Source organism: Mycobacterium sp. TH-M15 (assembly GCF_057473705.1).
Window position 1 is genome coordinate 1 of the sequence record NZ_JBYCLB010000116.1, and the last position, 2,841, is coordinate 2,841.

General features: G+C 70.5%; 4 protein-coding genes. All 4 read left to right on the forward strand.

The window, feature by feature from the left end:
- Window positions 1-188: 188 nt before the first annotated feature.
- Window positions 189-1,241 carry an NAD-dependent epimerase/dehydratase family protein gene (locus AC2VNT_RS02945; protein WP_486945435.1) on the forward strand — a complete coding sequence of 351 codons (1,053 nt, stop codon included), beginning with the start codon at window positions 189-191 and terminating at the stop codon, window positions 1,239-1,241.
- A gap of 67 nt (window positions 1,242-1,308) precedes the next feature.
- Window positions 1,309-1,923, forward strand: a complete 615-nt coding sequence (gene nadD, locus AC2VNT_RS02950; RefSeq protein ID WP_486945436.1) for a nicotinate-nucleotide adenylyltransferase — start codon at window positions 1,309-1,311, stop codon at window positions 1,921-1,923.
- Window positions 1,920-2,279, forward strand: coding sequence for a ribosome silencing factor (rsfS, locus tag AC2VNT_RS02955; protein ID WP_486945437.1), 360 nt, complete (start codon window positions 1,920-1,922; stop codon window positions 2,277-2,279). Before nadD ends, rsfS begins: the two co-directional genes overlap by 4 nt.
- Window positions 2,276-2,841: glucosyl-3-phosphoglycerate phosphatase (gene gpgP / locus AC2VNT_RS02960; RefSeq protein ID WP_486945438.1), on the forward strand; the 566-nt coding region annotated here is incomplete at its 3' end. The genes rsfS and gpgP, both read left to right, overlap by 4 nt.

Here is a 2,841-nt window from a genome sequence, read left to right on the forward strand (position 1 = left end):
GTCGGCGGTCGAATCGGAGTCCACAGCTGGCAGCGTCATACCACAAGTGTGGACACACCAAACCAGAAAACCTAACTAATTACTGCGCGAGTCCTAAGTGCGATGGAGTGGAACGGTGGGAGAATCGAATCAGTACCTGCGTCCGGTCGCTTTTTCACCGGTTTCAGGAGCCGACCCGAGGAGCGCAGATGACGACCATCGATCCGAAGGCACCGGTCTTGGTCACCGGGGGCAGCGGGTACATCGCCAGCTGGATCGTGCGCTACCTGCTTGAGGACGGCCACCGGGTGCGCGCGACGGTGCGCGACCCGGAGAAGCCGACGGGGCTGGAGCACCTGCACGCCCTGGACCGAGAGCACCCCGGGCAGCTGACCCTGCACGCCGCCGACCTGTTGGACCGAGGCAGCTTCGCCGCCGCGATGGACGGCTGCGAGCTGGTCATCCACACCGCGTCGCCGTTCCTGATGGGGCACATCCGGGACCCGCAAGCCGAGCTGATCCGCCCGGCGCTGGAGGGCACCCGCAACGTGCTGGCCGGCGTGGACCAGACCGAGTCGGTCAAGCGGACGGTGCTGACCAGCAGCGTCGCCGCGATCTACGGCGACTGCGCCGACATGTTGGGTAAGGACTGCTTCACCGAGGCGGACTGGAACACCACCAGCACGCCTCACCACCAGCCGTACTCGTACTCGAAGACGCTCGCCGAACGGGAGGCGTGGGCGATCCAGGGTGCGCAGCAGCGCTGGGACCTGGTCACCATCCACCCGTCGATGGTGCTGGGCCCGGCGCTGACCACCGCGAGCGTCTCCGGGAGCATCACCACGATGCAGCGGTTCGCCGACTACTCGATGGCCGCCGGCACGCCCGCACTGCGGATCGGCGTGGTCGACGTGCGTGACGTCGCGCGGGCGCACGTCGCCGCCGGCTTCACCCCGGCGGCGCACGGGCGTTACGTGGTCAGCTCCGAAGTGGTCAGCATGCTCGACCTGAGCCGGGCGCTGCGGGCGCAGTTCGGCCCGCGACTGTCGTTTCCCACCCGCGAGCTGCCGACGTTCCTGATCAAGGCCGTCGCCCCGTTCGTCGGGCTGACCCGCAGGTTCGTCGACCGCAACGTCGGCTGGCCGCTGTGCTTCGACAACGCACGCACCGTCGCCGAGCTCGACGTCGCGTTCCGCCCGGCCGCGGAGTCGGTGGTCGAGCACTTCCAGCAGATGATCGACGACGGCCTGGCCCGGCGGTAGGGCCCGGCGTGTCGGCCGGGGACGCGCACGCTCGCGGCAGGGGGCGCCCCAAGTAAGCTGGCCTATCGTGCAAAAACGGCGGCGTCTGGGAGTCATGGGTGGGACGTTCGATCCCATCCACAACGGACATCTGGTCGCCGCCAGCGAGGTGGCCGACCGGTTCCGGCTCGACGAGGTCGTCTTCGTGCCGACCAGTCAGCCGTGGCTGAAGGGCCGCCCGGTCAGCGCCGCCGAGGACCGCTACCTGATGACGGTGATCGCCACCGCGGCCAACCCCCGGTTTTCGGTGAGCCGGGTCGACATCGACCGCGGCGGTGCCACCTACACCAAGGACACCCTGCGGGATTTGCGTGCGCTCAACCCGGACGCCGAGCTGTACTTCATCACCGGAGCCGACGCGCTGGCCTCGATCCTGGCCTGGCAGGACTGGCAGCAGCTGTTCGAGGTCGCCCGGTTCGTCGGGGTGAGCCGGCCGGGTTACGAGCTGGACGGTGACCACCTGGCCGACGTGCTGCCGCAGCTGCCGGCCGACGCGCTCACCCTGGTCGAGGTGCCGGCGCTGGCGATCTCGTCGACCGACTGCCGGCTGCGCGCTGCCGAGGCACGGCCGATCTGGTACCTGGTGCCCGACGGGGTGGTCCAGTACGTGACGAAGCGCCGGCTGTACCGGAGCGCGACGTGACCGCGACCTCGGAGGCGGTGCAGATGGCGGCGGTGGCCGCGGCGGCGGCCGCCGAGAAACTCGCCGACGATGTCGTGGTGATCGACGTCTCGGCGCAGTTGGTTATCACCGACCTGTTCGTGATCGCCTCGGCGTCCAACGAGCGGCAGGTCAACGCGATCGTCGACGAGGTGGAGGAGAAGATGCGCCGGGCCGGTTACAAGCCGGCCCGCCGCGAGGGCGCCCGCCAGGGCCGCTGGACGCTGCTGGACTACGTCGACATCGTGGTGCACATCCAGCACCAGGACGAACGCGACTTCTACGCGCTGGACCGGCTCTGGCGTGACTGCCCGACGATCGACGTGGGCACACCGTGAGGGCGCGCCGGCTGATCATGCTCCGCCACGGGCAGACCGAGTTCAACGCCGGCAGCCGGATGCAGGGCCAGCTGGACACCGCGCTGAGCGATGTCGGGCGGGCTCAGGCGGCCGCGGCCGCCCGGATTCTGGCCAAGGAACAGCCGCTGCTGATCGTGTCGTCGGACCTGCGCCGCGCCTACCACACCGCGGTGGTGGTCGGCGAGCACACCGGTCTGCCGATCCGGGTGGACTCCCGGCTGCAGGAGACCCATCTGGGCGACTGGCAGGGCCTGACCCATCAGCAGGTGGACAGCGCCGCGCCGGGCGCCCGACTGGCGTGGCGGGACGACGCCACCTGGGCGCCGCACGGCGGCGAGAGCCGGGTCGACGTGGCGCGGCGCAGCGAGCCGGTGGTCGCCGAGCTGGTCGCCGGTGAGCCGGGTTGGGGCGGCACCGCCGCCGAGCCCGGCCGGCCGGTGCTGCTGATCGCCCACGGCGGGCTGATCGCCGCGTTGACCGCCGCCCTGCTGCGGCTTCCGGTGGACAACTGGCCGGCGCTGGGCGGCTTGGGCAACGCCAG

Excerpts from the sequence above, each read along its gene's own strand:
- AC2VNT_RS02945 (WP_486945435.1), top strand. The coding sequence starts at position 189 with ATGACGACCATCGATCCGAAGGCACCGGTCTTGGTCACCGGGGGCAGC.